Origin of the sequence: Bacillus sp. PPSBB_2, from assembly GCF_045291115.1 — a bacterium.
Lineage (GTDB): Bacteria > Bacillota > Bacilli > Bacillales > Bacillaceae_G > Bacillus_A > Bacillus_A cereus.
Map to the genome: position 1 here is coordinate 3434439 of NZ_CP147983.1, position 15816 is coordinate 3450254.

Sequence of the window (15816 nt, forward strand, 5' to 3'; positions counted from 1 at the left end):
TTTTTCAGTATATTTAACCTTTAAAATAAATATACACCCCTAATCCAACAACTAAAACGACAGCTAGTATAATATAAATCATTGTTAAGCGTTTAATATTCCCCTTTGTCGCTTTGCTATAATTTGCATCACCATTCCGCCCAATTAACACCGTCGCAATGACAGTAATCACTACAAGTAATACAACGATCATGATCCAAGTTAGCATTTCTTCCTCCCCCTCCTTACAACCATTTTACAATATTATCCTCTTTATTTCGCAGCATATTTCCTCTTTTTACTATTATTATGAACCAAACTGGAATACTATTATTACCATTTCTATCCATATGTGATATATTTATAACATAACATGATTTATTTCTAACACTATAAGGAGGAACTATCATGAAAACAACTTGGATAAAATATTTAGGATTTCTCGGTTTCTTCGGTTTCCTCGGATTTTTTTATGAAAAAGGATTGTTTACTATGTTCTGTTTCTTCTCCTTTTTCACATCGTATAGAACAGTTCAACACGATGAACTGTTTGAACAAATTGTCAATAAATCGTGTCGCAATGCATTTATCGTTACGTTACTAACTACCACAATCATTATGTTTATTGAAATGTTATTTCCAAACCCTACGCTACAAGAGATTGATATCGCTCTTATTTTCGGCACACTCATTCTTACATTCGGCTTTTCTATGTTCTTTTTCGATAAACCAATTGATGAAATGGAAGATGCACCATGGCATTCGTAACGAGAATAAAAGAATACCGTGCCAAATTGAACATGACACAAGAAGATTTAGCGAAGAGCGTTGGTGTGCGACGTGAAACAATTAGTCATCTCGAAAAAGGTAAATACAATCCTTCCTTACAACTTGCTCACGATATAGCGAAGGCATTACATAGTACGATTGATGAGATTTTTATTTTTGAGGATTGATTAAAGACGTCCAGTCACAAGAATCACAAAAAAAATACCGTCATTCTTTCCAAGAAGAATGACGGTATTTCTCATTGATTATCCATATAAAACCGCATGAAATACGCCTAATAGCAAGTATTGATCCTGCATGTAATCTTCATCATATACATTCATCTCAATGTAATACATATCTTCCTCAAGACGAATATTCCAATCTGCAATTACATAGCCCTTTCGTAATAACTTTCCCATTCCAAATAAAGTTTTATGAACAACATATTCTTCTGCCTTATATGTAAAGGTAAATAAGAAATTTGCATCCAATAACTTTCCGTCACATACAAGTATTTCATGCTCTGCATCATGATTATCTTTGTACATTACTAAAATCCTTCTTTGGCGCTGCCTACTTACATCCTTTGCAATGACGCGAATATTGTCCTTACTATCCTTTATTTCATAAATAATATTACTACCAATTTTCGGAATAAAATCCAGCACTCTCATCAGCGTATTTTTATAATAGCCCCTTACTACACCTACTTGCTCACTTCCATTATAAACCTCTATCGGTGTCGTATCTGCTTTGCTATCACACGGTCGTTTGTAAGAGAGCTGCATCATTCGCTCTCCTCTTAAGTACTGATCAAACGTCACAGGATATTCTATCATGCGCAGTTCTTTATTTAGCTCATACAAATAGCGTTGAACACTCTCTATTAATGTTGCAGTAGCTATACGCTCTTGAAGTTCAAATTCTTGCCAGCTGGAAAAAACAGTCCATTGATTATGATCCTCTTCATAGAAGAAACCAAGAATTACCTCTTCACGGTCAGCCGTTTCATATTTCATAGGCACGTTCTGCCCATGTTGAACTTGTTCCATCCACTGACCTAAATAAATCCCCAGCTCTGCAACCTTCATACATGATTTTTGAAAAAATACGCTGTCACTCGCGCAAATCGTTACATCTCCTTCGATAAAGCCCTTTGAATAAGCATCATACCGTGGCTCATCCTTCTGCGGGAGATTTTTGTCTAACTCAAATAAAAACGTTAACATCCTTTATTCACCTCTAGTTGTTACACTAATCATACATGACATCGCATCACGCTAGGAAACTATTTATATACGCATATTTAATTCACGCATTATAACACGTGAATGACCTTGTATAGTAGCTCTATTTTTTTGTTCTATATCTTAGTATATGAATTTATATGAGCGATTTTTCAAATATATCTATCGCAACTTACAATATATCAACGATTTTTTCAATATATCTATCGCAACTTACAATATATCAACGATTTTTCAAATATATCTATCACAACTTACAATATATCAACGATTTTTTCAATATATCGATTTTTCGACAAATATCAGCACGATTAAAATGAAGCTACCTTTTCTTCCGCCACTTCTACAATTTCTAAAATTTGTAGAAGACTCTCCACTTCATAAGTCGGATTAACACTCGTCTTATTCTCTTTCAAACTCGGATTATACCAACACGTATCAATGCCGAAGTCTTCTCCGCCTTTCATATCAGAAGTTAGCGAATCTCCGACCATTAGTACACTTAATTTATCCGTAATCCCAAACTTCTCAAACGCATAATCAAAAATCTCACGTGCTGGTTTTTGATGACCAACTTCTTCAGAAATAATAATATGATCAAAAAAATTACATAAAGGTGAATTTCCGATTCTTGATTGTTGCACCATCGTATATCCATTCGTAATAATACCTAACTTGCAATCTTGTAGATTTTCACATAATTGTACTGCGCCTTCTATAAGATGTACTTCTTTCCCTAAGTTTTCAAGATATACATCACTAAATTGCTGTGCATCTACGTCTATATTATGAAGTGCAAATAATTGTCTAAATCGATTTACTGCTAATTCACTTAGCGTAATCATTTTATTTTCTAAATCTCTCCATAATCCATTACTAATCTCTTTATAGCTTGCAAGATAATCATTATACCCTGTAGGCATATCAAACTGTACAAACGCATTATGTAATGCGTGTCTTTCCGTTTCGGGGAAATCTAATAATGTATCATCTACGTCGAATAATATAACTTTGTATTTCATGATGTTCTCCTCAATTCCTATTTTAAAAGCTTCGTTCTCATTGTTTAAAATTTATTTAATTCTTTTAACTAAAGCACACTTTAATTCAATTTTTATATAACTAAAACTACACCTCTGCGTTTAATAACTTATAATCATTATTAAAATAGGCATGTATCATGTGTCCACCAAATAAATCTCCATCATGATATTCACAGTATATATCATTTTCTCTAATTTCAATTTCATAGAGCGTAATTGCTTTTGCGAATTTTTCTTTCGTTATATCATATTCTCCTGCATCTACAGCATCCCAATTTAAATGTTCATCATTCTCATCATACTCAGGCCAAAAATCATTTTTGTAATTTATCAATTTTTCTGCTATGGCTACTTTAGCCTTTTTATCAAATTCTTCTATGCATAAAAAAAGCTTCTCTGCCCTTTTAATCATCTCATTAACATCTACATATTCATTTCTAATATCCAATTGCCAATGTATTTCCCCATTTTTTTGCTGATATGCTTTACATGTCTCATTAAAGGTAAACAATCCTATTAATTCACTTTTTATTGATTTCTCCATCTCCTAATTTCCTTTCTATTATGATAACCCTCCATCAAATACATAGACATTTTCTTGCTTTTTCCCTATAGTTCATTATAGAAATCATTATAAATCACACGACTTTACCGTCACTTAACATAATAACACGATAGTAATATAAGTTTATATATTTCATTATGAGGCGCTTAACCTGCTCTTTATTGAATACACCATTATCTTCTATTTTCAACTACGCTATAAGTAAAAGGAGGCTAATCCGCTCAGCCTCCTTTTACTTATTAATCTTCTAGTAATAACTCTTTCATTTCCTCTAACGACTCTTTCGTAAAGCCAAGAGCCCTTTCAGCGTATGCTTCAACTGATCCGTATTGCTTTTGAATTTCACCAATCGCAGCTTGCAAGTATTCAGCACGTGCTTCAAACATTGCACCTAATATCGCTCTGCTCTCATCGTTTTGTAATTTCGCACCTAAAAAGGCCATCATTTTTTCATTTAGCTTTTCACGGAATCCGTTACTCAGTAAGTAGTCTTCCATTACTGTTTTTTCTGGTACACCTAGTAAAAGTAGTAATAATGCTGAACCAAATCCAGTACGATCTTTTCCAGCTGTACAGTGGTTTACTAACGGTAAGTTTTCCGGGTTTTGCGCTAAGTTTAAGAAGCTCACGAATGCCTCGTTACCACTTACGAAATCTTGATTCATTTTCACAAGATACTCACCTGGTTTTCCTAACATAGAAAGGTCACCAACTTGGAAAAACTCATTTATATTTAAGTCTTTCACTAAGTCTTGCATAACTGGTAAGCACACTTGACGAGCACCTGTAATCTCAGGATTTGGCTTATGCTTTACCTCAAAGTCTGTACGATAGTCACAAATTAACTTTAAACCAGACTTTTGTAAATACGCAATATCCCATTCTGTTAGTCCTGCTAATTCTTCAGAACGGTATAATTTGCCCCATTTCACTTTACGGCCTTCTGTCGTTTCATATCCTCCCATATCACGGAAGTTAAACGCGCCTTGTAATGGCAGTCTACGCTCAGCTACTGTTACTGCTTGTCCATTACTTCCTACTAATCTAAAATATGGACGTTCATTTTCACTCGGGTTTTCAATTGTATATGATAATTCTCCATTTACCGTTGCAAGTAATTCTCCAGTTTCTTCAATATGTTCTGGTGAAGTACTCCAATAAATACGAACTTCTTCTATATTATTTTCCCATTTTATTTGTAACGTATTATCTTCATTTCTCTCTACAGTTGCTTGTAGCCAATTTCTTTGCTGCTCCATTCTTTCACCAACGCTTTCTCTTATAATTGAATCTTACCCTATTGTATTATGGGAATATCCATTTTGTCGTTCTCATTTTTCTTTTTATCTTACAAACAGGCAAAAAGTTCTTTTACTTGTTCAAAATTTGTACATAGATTCCCTCGAAATACGTATGCGATTTGTTCTTTTCCGTTAAGTATTCAAGGAAATATCGCCAGTTCTCTTGATATTGCTGTATGGTACGGGGCCCGCGTCCTTCCACATGTTTGATATGAATAAACATATTAAAATACTCTTGTAGAGTAGGGCGAGTGTGTTCGGTAATTTCATTTGAAATATCTTTGATTCCTTCGTGTTTCTCCATACCCTTTCACACCTTTGCATATTTTATATCTAATTATATAAGGGAAACTGTAGAATTCTCCACGGTACTTATTGGTTGAAAAAATAACAGGGGAAGAGCTGTGAGATAAAAGGTGGTAACATTAAAAAATAAGATATCCAATAAAGTTGAGATATAATATATTATTCGTAATGAAAATATTATATAGTGAAATTAAAAAAGCTATAAAACGATTCATATCTGTGTTGTAAGAAAAAAATCACAAAAGGGGTGAAACATCATTCGAGATTATTTTATACTAGATATTTTTTTGTGTTCTGCACTACTGATTGCATTCATTGTGGGATTGGTTGTTTTTTATAAAAAGAATAGAAAGCGAAAGAAGAGGGGATTCTGGCAAGGGATAGTAGTTCTGTCTATTTTCGTTGTCTCTTCAGTTTATTTGTTAGCTTCTACTCTTCTGGAATTAAATTATTATCTAAAAGGAAATGTTAGTAAGGTAGAAGGTGAATGCTATATCACTGTAAATGAAAACCACTATAAATCTTCAAGAGTAGACATTGAAATTGATGATTTGTTCTTAATAGCAGATCAATTAGAACTCCCAGACATAGAAGAGGATTATTACATGTGTAAAATAGAATATTTACCATTTTCAAAGGAAGTTACCCGTCTGGAGTATGAATGATGTTTAGAAATACATAGAATGATAACGTTAGCCGCTACGTTTCTTTTTACGAAGTGTACACTCTTCTATCATGGTCAGCACTAGATATTGCAAAGCAACATGGATACTAATCAGAATCAAATGATACGAATAGTGATGAACAAATGAAAGGTAAGCGGCACTTATCGGGATTCCAAGAAAGAGAGAACCCCACTTGTTTTTGGTGAAAAAGTAAAGGGATGTAGCAACTAAAACACCGATTAAGATCGCTTCCCAGTAAACATACCAACTTACGTCACGAACAAATATGTCTAAAAAGTAATACATGGATACTCACTCCTTTTAATAAACTTTCGATAGTTTTTTTCGAATCCTGCCAATTGGATAGATAAGCGTATTGTGTTGGAGGTATTTAGGTTATCTGAAAGAAAACTTATGTCAGTGGATTCACATAATGAATGCATGACTTCTAATTTTCCCCTACAAATACTTCGTATTATGTACCTTTCTCCATGGTTCAATATCTAAACTATGTTCTTCATTACGCTATCAGTCATAGTAATGACTGATAACGTAATTTTACTCATAAAAATGCCTATTAAAAACTTTAAGTAAATTTCATACATATAATTAGATATACACTATTTTTGAGCCCTAAGCTCCCGCTAAATGAGTTCGAGAGAGTGCATTCTTCCTCCTTTAAAACTTCCTCACATACCGCTCAGTACAACTCAGCAGCTGACATCCGTTCTTTTCAAAAACATCCTTCATCCACTCATTTTGCATATTTGTCTCACCAATATAATAAGATGCACCTATTTCCTTTAAGACAAACATCGCACCTGCAAATAACGCAGCTTCATATCCCTTATTACGCATATTTGGAGTAACTGCGAAGTACATAAGTTTCCCTTCTTCTAACGTACCTCTTTCAATATGCGGGATTACAATTCCTATCGGCTTTTTATCGACACTCGCTGTTAAGCAATGTTCTTTCCATTGCTCACCAATTTCTTGTAGCATCATATGCACAAATTGATCATGAGCGACTGGTTCTCCCGTTGCTTCATTCCACAGTGAATAAAAAGCCTCTTCTCCAACTTCTTCAATAAGCTTAAAATCAATTTCACTTTCTACATCTTCTACTTCGTATATATCTTTAAATACAATCATGTTTTCCGTAACATATTCAAATGAATACGTTTCAAAACATCTTTTATACACATCATAATTTGGACTTTTTGAAGAGATTTCAAAATGTAGTTTTTCTAATCCATCTTTTTTAGCTTCAGCAACGCAATATTGCATCATTTCCTCTAATTGCTCTTCTGTAAAAATCTCTGCATTATTTTCTTTTATCATAATAGAAGAAGCACTTCTTCTTATTTTAAAATATTTTTCTAACTGTTCTATCGTCGTCATATTCTTCCCTCATCTATATCATACTCGAATTTCTAATCGTTCTCCTTGCATGAGCAGGATTGTCCTTGAATATATAGAATACTAGAAAAGATCGCATCTTTAAAGTGCGGAGGAGGTTCTCCAGTGGATATTACAGCATTGCAACAACAGTTAGAGCTTATACAACAAAATGACTATACGCAACTGCAACATATAGACGTAAATGAGTTAACTTTGAACATGCTTCAGTATATCGGAACGACTGATAGCTACGTTCGTTACCAACTTATATATAAATGTTTTGCACATTTCATTCATCATGAATTCCTTATGGATGATCAACTGAAATTACTTCTGCAAACTTGTTTAAGTGATGAGTATTTATATTGTGACATTTACTCCCCACATACAGATGGGGTTTTCACACGTTCTTACACTGTTTCGTTAATTGCGTTAATACTCCAATTCGCTAATTCGCACTACTTTTGTACAGAGGAGGATATCGAAGAAATAAAAAATAAACTCATTACATACACAAACTTAGAAACGGATTTTCGGGGCTATATCGAAAATAAAGGATGGGCTCATTGTCTTGCTCACGTATCTGATGCTTTTACTGAAATTGTTCATAATACGTATACCACTTTTGAATGGTACGAAGAATTAATTCATTGTTTATTAAATAAAATCTTTATTCCATCTGACCTTTTTCATAATAACGAAGATGAACGCATTGTTACTCCATTACTAGCAATGCTGTATCATGATTTTCCTCAGAACGATTTAATTTCTATTATTCAAAAAAAAATAAAAAGGCTTCCTCAAATTAGAAAACGCCTTTCGCTTAATGAGTATTGTATTTTATGTGCCAATATTAAAACCTTTTTACGCACATTATTTTTCAGAACGAAAGATGACCATAACTTAGCCTTTACAGCACGTAAAACAGAAAGAATGTTAAAAGAACTTCCTAACTATTATTAAATACAAGGAGCAATGACATGGGTTATATTGAAGACATGAGAAATCTAGTAGGAATTCATCCACTTATTTTAATAGGATCACACGCCATTATATTAAATAAAAAAGATGAAGTATTGCTGCAGCTCCGTACAGATTTTAACCGCTGGGGCATTATTGGCGGTGCCTTAGAATATAATGAAACATTAGAAGATGCTTTAAAACGAGAAGTATTTGAAGAAACTGGACTTATTATTAAAAATCCAGAACTATTCCGTACATACTCTGGACCAGATTACTTTCAAATCTATCCAAACGGCGATCAAGTACACGGTGTACTCGTTGTTTATATTTGCCGAGAATTTCATGGTGAACTTGTATGCGATCAAAGTGAATCAAAAGAACTACGCTTCTTTTCACTTGATGAATTACCTAATAATCTTCCCCCTGTTATTGAGAGGATTATTACAGATTATCAAAAAAAATAAGGGGACGCTTAACGTTCCCTCTTAAATCCAATCCGTTTTTTAATTTCCGCTAAATTTACCTTTGCAATAGCGCGTGCCTTCTCAGCACCGTTTTCTAATGCTTCATATAATAAATCCGGCTCATTCATATACATTGCGTACTTTTCACGAGGTCCAGCTAACTCTCGCTCTACTACGCGAAACAACTCTTTTTTCACATCGCCCCATCCGATTCCAGTCTCATATTTTTCACGTAATGACTGTATTTCGTCTTCTGTCGCAAATTCTTTATAAATTGTAAATAAGGTTTCTAGTTCTTTCGGTTCATTTGGAAGTGAAGAATCTGTTTTGATTTTAAATATTAACTTTCGTAGTTTTTCTTGCTCTGCAAATAATGGGATTACATTTCCGTAACTTTTACTCATTTTCCTTCCATCAAGACCAGGTAAAATAGCTCCTTCTTCTTGTATGACATACTCTGGAAGTGTAAATGTCGTGCCAAATGTATGATTAAAATACGTCGCAATATCACGCGCAATTTCAATATGCTGAATTTGGTCTTTTCCGACAGGTACATGAGTAGCTTGAAATAATAATATGTCAGCTGCCATTAAAATCGGGTACGTGTATAACCCCATATTCACTCCCGCATCGACCTCTAACCCTGCTTCTTTATTTTGTTCCACCTTCGCTTTATACGCATGAGCACGGTTCATAAGACCTTTCGGAGTTAGGCAAGCTAAAATCCAAGCTAATTCTAGAATTTCCGGTACTTCTGTTTGTCGATAAAAAATAACATCTTCTCCAAGTCCAAGTGATAACCAAGTAGCTGCTACCTCTTTCGTATAACTGCTGAACTTTTCTGAATCATGCACAGCATTTAATGCATGATAATCAGCTATAAAGTACAATGCTTTTCCTTCATTATTCTTTGACATTTGTAATGCAGGTTTAATCGCACCAATATAATTTCCTAAATGTGGATAACCTGTCGGCTTAATTCCTGTTAACATTATTTTTTCACTCACACTAACTCCTCCTTTCTCAAAATAAAAAGAGCCTCTCATCCTTAAAAAGGACGAGAGACTCCCGCGGTACCACCTTAATTAGCTATCATTAGCTCACTTCATACTTCAATAACGTGAAGTAACCGTCTTTACCTACTCATTTCAGTTAGAAGCTCCAGAGTCCATTCCATATTCATCCCTTACTGATTCTCACCACATATCAGCTCTCTGAAAAGTTTCGAATATGTACTCTTCTCTTTCATTGCTTTTTCGTTATTTTTTACAGTTTATCACATTTCACTTCCAAACAAACCAAAATTTTCTATTTTATATAGAAGGAATTTCCACTTCAATTGTCTAATATTATATAGGTTTGCAGAAATATTCGAAACAACTTTGGAGGTTTTTTCATGGTAAAATATATATCCATTTTAGGTTCCGCAGGATCCATCGGCACATCTGCATTAGATGTCGTTTCAGCTCATCCTGAACATTTTAAAATCGTCGGTTTAACCGCAAATTATAATATCGATCTTCTTGAGCAACAAATCAAAACGTTTCAACCTCGTATTGTAAGCGTTGCGACAAAAGACTTAGCAGACAAGCTTCGTACGCGTATTTCAGCAAATACAAAAATCACACACGGGACTGATGGCTTAATTGCAGTAGCTACTCACCCTGATTCAAATCTTGTATTAAGCTCTGTTGTAGGTGTTTCAGGATTACTTCCAACAATTGAAGCATTAAAAGCGAAGAAAGATATCGCTATTGCTAATAAAGAAACTTTGGTTGCAGCTGGACATATCGTAACTGAACTAGCGAAACAAAACGGATGTCGCTTAATTCCAGTAGATAGTGAGCATTCAGCTATTTTCCAATGTTTAAACGGAGAAAATAATAAAGAGATTGAGAAGTTAATTGTAACAGCTTCCGGTGGTGCATTCCGTGATAAAACACGTGATGAAATACAAACATTACAAGCAAAAGATGCTTTAAAGCACCCAAACTGGTTAATGGGCGCAAAACTAACGATTGATTCTGCCACATTAATGAATAAAGGGTTCGAAGTAATGGAAGCGAGATGGCTATTTGATATTCCATATGAAAAAATTAATGTAATGATTCATAAAGAAAGTATCATTCATTCTTTAGTAGAATTTATTGATGGATCAGTTATGGCACAGCTCGGTGCTCCTGATATGAGAATGCCGATTCAATATGCGTTTCACTATCCTACTCGGCTACCTTCTTCCTATGAAAAATTAAATTTATTAGCAATCGGTAGTTTACATTTTGAAAAACCAGATTTAGAGAAGTTCCCTTGTCTACAATACGCATATGAATGTGGCAAAATCGGTGGTACTACTCCCGCTGTATTAAATGCAGCAAATGAAATTGCGAATGCGCTATTCTTAAAAAATGAAATTGCCTTTTTCGATATTGAAAAAACAATTTACAAAACAATTGAAGCTCATCATAACGTAAAAGATCCTTCACTAGATGCTATATTAGAAGCGGATCAATGGGCGCGCCAATATGCAAATGAATTGTTAATAAAAAAGCGCTAAAACAGTTCCCACTGTTTTAGCGCTTTTTTTCACGTATTCAACTTAACAAATCTATAACCGTGTGTAACTAACACTTTTAATATCGCATATCCTGGAATGGCTAAAATAATGCCCATAATCCCGAATAAGTTTCCGGCAGTTAAAATGATAAAAATGATAGTAATCGGGTGAATATCTAACTTTTTACCCATGACTTGCGGAGAAATAAATTTACCTTCTGCTAATTGTACAACCATCATAACAATAATTACTTTTAACACCATTGCTGGCGAGTCGATAAATGCGATAATTAACGCTGGTGTAATCGCGATAATTGGTCCTACGTACGGAACGATATTTACAATCATCGCTAAAATCGCAAGTAATACCGCATATTTAATACCAATAATAAGATAACCAATTAATAGCATAATACCGATAAATAAGCTGACGATAATTTGACCTCTAATATACGAGCTAATCGCATAATGCATATCATCTAGTATTCTCATTGCTGCTGGTTGTCTTTGCTCTGAAATAAACTTTAAAAAGTGATTCGGCAATTGCTCACCATCTTTTAAAAGATAGAACAATATAAATGGAACCATTACAAATGTCAAAACAACCTCTGTAACAGTACTCAAAAATCCAGTTACATTCCCAGTTACTGATGATAATGACTTTGTAAAATCAACTGTGTATTCTTTTACCATATTCGCAACATTAATATTTAAATTCTCTTGAATTTTACCGAGTAAATTACTTTCCCCGAATCTACGTGCTGCTTGTTCAATCTCATGGCCAAAATACGGTAAGTTATCAATTAATGCATCAATTTGATCTTTAATAATAGGGATAACCGTTACAACTAAAAATACAAATAATCCTAGTACGATTAAATATATGGAAGCTATCGATACGATTCTTGAAACACCTTTCTTTTCTAAAAGCGAAACGAATGGATGTAAAATATAAAATAGCACGCCTGCTAATAGTACTGGGAAGAAAATTGTTTTTAAAAATACGATAAACGGTGTAAAAACAAATGATATTTTTGTTAGCAATAAAATATTAATGAACAATAACGCAAATCCAAGTAATACCGCCAAATAATTTTGTTCTCTAAAAAACTTTCTTAACTTATCTCTTTTTCTTATATTTATTTTCTCCAACGAAACCACCTCTTCGAATGATGAAAAGCCCTTATTCAGGGCTCTTCATCATAATCTATATATCTATTTCTTTGTAGCTTTCACTACAAATGATACAATAAAAATTAACACGATTGCACCTAATAATGCTGGCACGACATGAATCCCACCAAATGATGGACCAAAGGATCCAAATAATCTACCGCCTAACGAAGCACCTAATAAACCTGCGATAATATTTCCGAACATACCACCTGGGAAATTTTTACCTGTTATAGAACTAGCAATTGCACCTATAATAGCACCAACTATTAATGTGATAATCCATCCCATTTTTAGTCCTCCATTTCTATTATAGTTTGTATGATTTAATACAAACATATGTATTTATCATTGCTAATCATATTTCACTATAGAAATATATTTACTACTATTTTACATATGGAGATACATATATTATATGCAAAAAAGAAAAATATTGTCAAACTCACCCATAAAGCAATTATATTCATATACCATATTTAAAGGAGGCTTCATTATCTATGATTCTTAAGTTAAATTCCACTTCTTTTGAAGTAGCAACATCCATTTTACAGGTTCAAATTCCAGCTTATAAAGTTGAAGCAGACTACTTAAATAGTACTGCCATACCTCGTTTATATGATACTGTAAACGATATTCAAAATTGCGTTGAAACATTCTATGGATATTTTTCTGAAAATAAACTTGTCGGTTTTATTTCTTTTGTACAAGAAGAAAAACTAATCGATATCCATAGGCTAGTTGTATCGCCCGATTTTTTTCAAAAAGGAATAGCAACGAAACTCCTAATTTATATATTTAACATGTTTCCCTCTTCAATGACATACATTGTACAAACAGGTAAAGCGAATACCCCTGCTATTACTTTATATAAAAAACACGGATTCATTACAGTATCAGATACAATACTTCCTGACGGTATGATTCTTACGCAATTAAAAAAGACAGAATACACAAAATAATTTGACTTGTTCGCTCCTTTATGTTATTTTTTACTTTATAAAACCTTTTGCTGAGTCCAAATTTTGGAGCGGGGGAACCATTTTTGTAGCTATGCTACTTGGGGCGAATCTTTTTTAAGTAGGGAAACTCTCACTTCCCGAGTCCGACAGCTAACCTCGTAAGCGTAATGGGAGAGGAAGGTGCTTTTTGCCTATGTTACACATTTTGCCTCCTTAATTATAAATATGGGATCGATATCAAATAGTCACCTATATTTATAGAAAAGGAGAATGTATTATGTTACGTTTATCTGATCACGCAATAAAAATGATGGAGCAAAGACTTCGAATTGAAAAACAACGCACATATCAAGCAAATAAGGTTGTAGATAACTTACATCACAAATACTTCTTTCAGCATATTTTTCAACCGAAAAGATGAAGAAAATGTTTATTTAATATTAAAAAACACAAGGTGTGTCTTACAAAGACATTCCTTGTGTTTTTTATATTCTTTATAAAATTCTCACTACATTTAAGCTTGCTGTAATCGCACCTGCTATAGTAGTCACATGCCCTACACCTAACGGGCCATTTTGTAATATTAATGTTGAATTGGCACTCGTCACATTCACAAGAAGTGTATTTGAAATGGCTGGTTCGATTACTACAGTTGATGTCGTTACGTTTTGTATAAAACTCCCTGTTAGTTGCGTTCCATTTAATAGCAATCTAACAGATACTGTCTCATTCCCACCAGTCGCATCCCCTTGAAAATAGTAGCTTACTAAATATATTCCTGGCGTCGCTACTGTGACTGTCGTAGCACTAGTTAAAGATACACCAGTTCCATATACAGTGGATCCAGAATTAATTGGGATGTTGGCATTTGCTGCAATTGTGCTTGTTGATGTAGAAAAGAAATATCCGCCACCTGTCGATATAGCAGATGATCCTGTTGCTCCAGTTAAGCCTGTTGGACCCGTGGCACCTGTTGGGCCCGTTATCCCCGTTACCCCTGTTGCTCCAGTTATTCCTTGGATTCCTTGGATTCCGGTCGGTCCTGTTGCACCAGTCACTCCAGTCGCTCCGGTTGCTCCGGTTGCTCCCGTCACACCTTGTGGCCCTTGGATTCCTTGGATTCCTTGTGGACCTGTTGCTCCCGTAGGGCCGGTCGCTCCCGCCTGCCCCGTTACCCCTTGTGGACCTTGGATTCCTTGTGGACCTTGAGGACCCGTTGCTCCCGTAGGTCCGGTTGCTCCTGTTGGACCAGTTTCTCCTTGTGGTCCTTGAATTCCTTGTGGACCTTGGGGACCCGTTGCACCAGTAGGTCCGGTTGCTCCTGTTGGACCAGTTGGGCCCGCCTGGCCAGTTATTCCTTGTAGACCTTGAGGGCCGGTTGGACCGGTTGGGCCTTGTGGACCTTGCACTCCTTGTATCCCCTGAATTCCTTGGGGGCCGGTTGGACCAATTGGACCTTGTATTCCCTGAATTCCTTGAGGACCCGTTGCTCCCGTCTGGCCGGTTGGGCCTTGTGGACCTTGCACTCCTTGTATTCCTTGAGGACCGGTTGGGCCTATACTTCCTTGTGGTCCCTGAATACCTTGTATTCCTTGAGGACCAGTTGGACCGGTTATGCCACTCGGACCTTGTACGCCTTGCACTCCTTGAGGACCGGTTGGACCACTCGGACCTTGGATTCCTTGTAGCCCCTGTAAACCAGTTGGACCGGTCGCTCCCCTTACTCCTTGCTCACCTTGTATGCCTTGTAGACCTTGAGGGCCGGTTGGACCGATTGGCCCCTGTGCCCCTTGCACTCCTTGTGGACCAGTCGGACCGGTTGCTCCTACCGGTCCCTGGATTCCTTGTAGACCTTGCGGACCAGTCGGACCGGTTACTCCTTGTATCCCTTGTGGACCTTGAATGCCTTGATCACCCGTTGGACCCGTTGCCCCCATTGGTCCCTGTACTCCTTGCAAACCTGTTACACCAGTTGCTCCGGTCGGTCCCTGGATTCCTTGTACCCCTTGAATTCCAGTCGCTCCTGTTGCTCCGGTCGCTCCTGTTGCCCCTGTTGCTCCAGTCGGACCAGTTGGACCCCCTGGTGATCCTGCTGGACCGGTTGGACCAGTTGGACCTCCTGGTGGACCAGTCGGACCTCTTTCTCCTTGTATTCCTTGAACACCTTGTATTCCCTGTGGGCCTCGTTCTCCCATAGGTCCTTGATTACCTTGAGAACCTTGTGGTCCAGTTAAACCAGTTGGGCCGGTTGGACCGATTGGACCTTGTACGCCTTGTATTCCTTGCGGTCCAGTTGGTCCACCTAAAGCACCAGTTGGACCGGTTGGACCAGTGGGCCCCGTAATACCTGGCGGTGGAAAAGGAATAGGTGCTTGAAACTTACTACACTTATCTTGATTCTTCACAAGCATCTCCCCCGTTAT

The 15816-nt window shown here is 36.0% G+C and carries 18 protein-coding genes, 1 riboswitch and 1 other annotated feature; of the genes, 8 read left to right on the plus strand and 10 right to left on the minus strand.

Annotated features, from left to right (window positions below; all coding sequences use genetic code 11):
- Positions 1-13: 13 nt before the first annotated feature.
- The gene (locus V6946_RS16995; protein ID WP_000958863.1) at positions 14-208 is read right to left on the minus strand and encodes a hypothetical protein; all 195 of its coding nucleotides are present in this window, start codon (positions 206-208) and stop codon (positions 14-16) included.
- A gap of 179 nt (positions 209-387) precedes the next feature.
- On the opposite strand from V6946_RS16995, the gene V6946_RS17000 reads away from it, so the two are divergent.
- Both V6946_RS17000 and V6946_RS17005 read left to right on the plus strand, forming a co-directional pair.
- A complete protein-coding gene (locus V6946_RS17000) occupies positions 388-747 on the plus strand; it encodes a DUF3796 domain-containing protein (RefSeq protein ID WP_000859224.1) in 360 nt (119 codons plus the stop codon).
- Entirely contained in the window at positions 735-935 is a 201-nt protein-coding gene (locus V6946_RS17005; protein ID WP_000896323.1) for a helix-turn-helix transcriptional regulator, read from the plus strand. Before V6946_RS17000 ends, V6946_RS17005 begins: the two co-directional genes overlap by 13 nt.
- A gap of 78 nt (positions 936-1013) precedes the next feature.
- Here V6946_RS17005 and V6946_RS17010 read toward each other — a convergent pair whose 3' ends face one another.
- From V6946_RS17010 to V6946_RS17025, 4 genes are all read right to left on the minus strand, one after another.
- A complete protein-coding gene (locus V6946_RS17010) occupies positions 1014-1979 on the minus strand; it encodes a hypothetical protein (protein WP_000955103.1) in 966 nt (321 codons plus the stop codon).
- Positions 1980-2308: 329 nt separating this feature from the next.
- Complete coding sequence (locus V6946_RS17015; protein ID WP_006922542.1) at positions 2309-3019, minus strand: YjjG family noncanonical pyrimidine nucleotidase; 711 nt, start codon at positions 3017-3019, stop codon at positions 2309-2311.
- A 106-nt stretch (positions 3020-3125) separates the two neighbouring features.
- Positions 3126-3584 (minus strand): DUF2262 domain-containing protein, encoded by a 459-nt coding sequence (locus V6946_RS17020; RefSeq protein WP_000415679.1) that lies wholly within the window; start codon positions 3582-3584, stop codon positions 3126-3128.
- A 260-nt stretch (positions 3585-3844) separates the two neighbouring features.
- Entirely contained in the window at positions 3845-4864 is a 1020-nt protein-coding gene (locus tag V6946_RS17025; protein ID WP_366981524.1) for a tyrosine-protein phosphatase, read from the minus strand.
- 665 nt (positions 4865-5529) lie between these two features.
- Between V6946_RS17025 and V6946_RS17030 the strand changes: the two genes are divergently transcribed.
- The gene (locus V6946_RS17030) at positions 5530-5877 is read left to right on the plus strand and encodes a hypothetical protein (RefSeq protein WP_231392295.1); all 348 of its coding nucleotides are present in this window, start codon (positions 5530-5532) and stop codon (positions 5875-5877) included.
- Between the two features lie 678 nt (positions 5878-6555).
- Here the strand turns inward: V6946_RS17030 and V6946_RS17035 are convergent.
- Positions 6556-7278, minus strand: coding sequence for a GNAT family N-acetyltransferase (locus V6946_RS17035; protein WP_366981522.1), 723 nt, complete (start codon positions 7276-7278; stop codon positions 6556-6558).
- Between the two features lie 123 nt (positions 7279-7401).
- Between V6946_RS17035 and V6946_RS17040 the strand changes: the two genes are divergently transcribed.
- Together V6946_RS17040 and V6946_RS17045 are read left to right on the plus strand one after the other, a co-directional pair.
- Positions 7402-8241, plus strand: coding sequence for a DUF2785 domain-containing protein (locus V6946_RS17040; protein ID WP_006922537.1), 840 nt, complete (start codon positions 7402-7404; stop codon positions 8239-8241).
- A 17-nt stretch (positions 8242-8258) separates the two neighbouring features.
- Positions 8259-8705, plus strand: coding sequence for an NUDIX hydrolase (locus V6946_RS17045; protein ID WP_006922536.1), 447 nt, complete (start codon positions 8259-8261; stop codon positions 8703-8705).
- 8 nt (positions 8706-8713) lie between these two features.
- On the opposite strand, the gene V6946_RS17050 is transcribed toward V6946_RS17045, so the two are convergent.
- Positions 8714-9712, minus strand: a complete 999-nt coding sequence (locus tag V6946_RS17050; protein WP_006922535.1) for a tryptophan--tRNA ligase — start codon at positions 9710-9712, stop codon at positions 8714-8716.
- Between the two features lie 43 nt (positions 9713-9755).
- Positions 9756-9963 (minus strand) — a binding site (T-box leader).
- A 138-nt stretch (positions 9964-10101) separates the two neighbouring features.
- Between V6946_RS17050 and V6946_RS17055 the strand changes: the two genes are divergently transcribed.
- Positions 10102-11259 (plus strand): 1-deoxy-D-xylulose-5-phosphate reductoisomerase, encoded by a 1158-nt coding sequence (locus V6946_RS17055; RefSeq protein WP_366981521.1) that lies wholly within the window; start codon positions 10102-10104, stop codon positions 11257-11259.
- A gap of 29 nt (positions 11260-11288) precedes the next feature.
- On the opposite strand, the gene V6946_RS17060 is transcribed toward V6946_RS17055, so the two are convergent.
- The gene (locus tag V6946_RS17060; RefSeq protein ID WP_000411484.1) at positions 11289-12410 is read right to left on the minus strand and encodes an AI-2E family transporter; all 1122 of its coding nucleotides are present in this window, start codon (positions 12408-12410) and stop codon (positions 11289-11291) included.
- Between the two features lie 63 nt (positions 12411-12473).
- Entirely contained in the window at positions 12474-12722 is a 249-nt protein-coding gene (locus tag V6946_RS17065; protein ID WP_000539731.1) for a GlsB/YeaQ/YmgE family stress response membrane protein, read from the minus strand.
- A gap of 209 nt (positions 12723-12931) precedes the next feature.
- Here V6946_RS17065 and V6946_RS17070 point away from each other — a divergent pair, with 209 nt between their 5' ends.
- Both V6946_RS17070 and V6946_RS17075 read left to right on the plus strand, forming a co-directional pair.
- Positions 12932-13393 (plus strand): GNAT family N-acetyltransferase, encoded by a 462-nt coding sequence (locus tag V6946_RS17070; protein ID WP_000601229.1) that lies wholly within the window; start codon positions 12932-12934, stop codon positions 13391-13393.
- Positions 13394-13431: 38 nt separating this feature from the next.
- Positions 13432-13574, plus strand: a riboswitch (cyclic di-AMP (ydaO/yuaA leader).
- A gap of 96 nt (positions 13575-13670) precedes the next feature.
- Positions 13671-13814: a hypothetical protein gene (locus tag V6946_RS17075; RefSeq protein ID WP_000945243.1), complete on the plus strand. Its 144-nt coding sequence runs from the start codon at positions 13671-13673 to the stop codon at positions 13812-13814.
- A gap of 73 nt (positions 13815-13887) precedes the next feature.
- Here V6946_RS17075 and V6946_RS17080 read toward each other — a convergent pair whose 3' ends face one another.
- Positions 13888-15804, minus strand: a complete 1917-nt coding sequence (locus tag V6946_RS17080) for a collagen-like protein (protein ID WP_366981519.1) — start codon at positions 15802-15804, stop codon at positions 13888-13890.
- Positions 15805-15816: the final 12 nt, after the last annotated feature.